Raw genomic sequence first — 603 nt, 5'->3', positions numbered from 1 at the left:
CATGGTCGCGTTGCCGTACCGGTGCGCGGTCTGCAAACCGACCATGCCTGCAGCGAGACGGTGATCGTCGGGGATGGTGCCCCAGCCCATCAGAGTCGGGATGACCGGAACGTCGAGAATCTCGGCGAGCTGCACGAGCAAGTCGGACGCATCGGCGTTGATGATGCCACCGCCGGCCACGATCAACGGACGTTCCGCCGCGAGGAGCATGTCGATGGCCTTCTCGGCCTGCGCACGGGAGGCGACGGGCTTGTGCACCGGCAACGACTGGTACGTCTCGGGATCGAAGTCGATCTCGGCCAGCTGGACGTCGATGGGCAGGTCGATCAACACCGGTCCCGGACGGCCGGACCGCATCAGGTGGAACGCCTGGGCGAAGGCGCCGGGAACCTGCGCGGGTTCGAGCACCGTCATCGCCATCTTGGTCACCGGTGCCGCGATCGACGCGATGTCGACGGCCTGGAAGTCCTCCTTGTGCAGCCGCGCGACCGGGGCCTGGCCGGTGATGGCGAGGATCGGGATCGAGTCGGCCATGGCCGAATACAGCCCGGTGATCATGTCGGTGCCGGCCGGGCCGGAGGTACCGATGCAGATCCCGATGTT

General features: G+C 67.0%; 1 protein-coding gene. It reads right to left on the bottom strand.

Going from position 1 to position 603, the window contains the following annotated elements; translation table 11 throughout:
- On the bottom strand, positions 1-603 hold a 603-nt coding region (locus R4P57_RS26770; RefSeq protein ID WP_317805924.1), incomplete at both ends, for a thiamine pyrophosphate-binding protein.

It is taken from the genome of Rhodococcus sp. IEGM 1330, from assembly GCF_033142445.1.
Taxonomy (GTDB): domain Bacteria; phylum Actinomycetota; class Actinomycetes; order Mycobacteriales; family Mycobacteriaceae; genus Rhodococcoides.
Note: the sequence above shows the minus strand (reverse complement) of the source record. Positions and strands in the feature narration are given on the sequence as shown.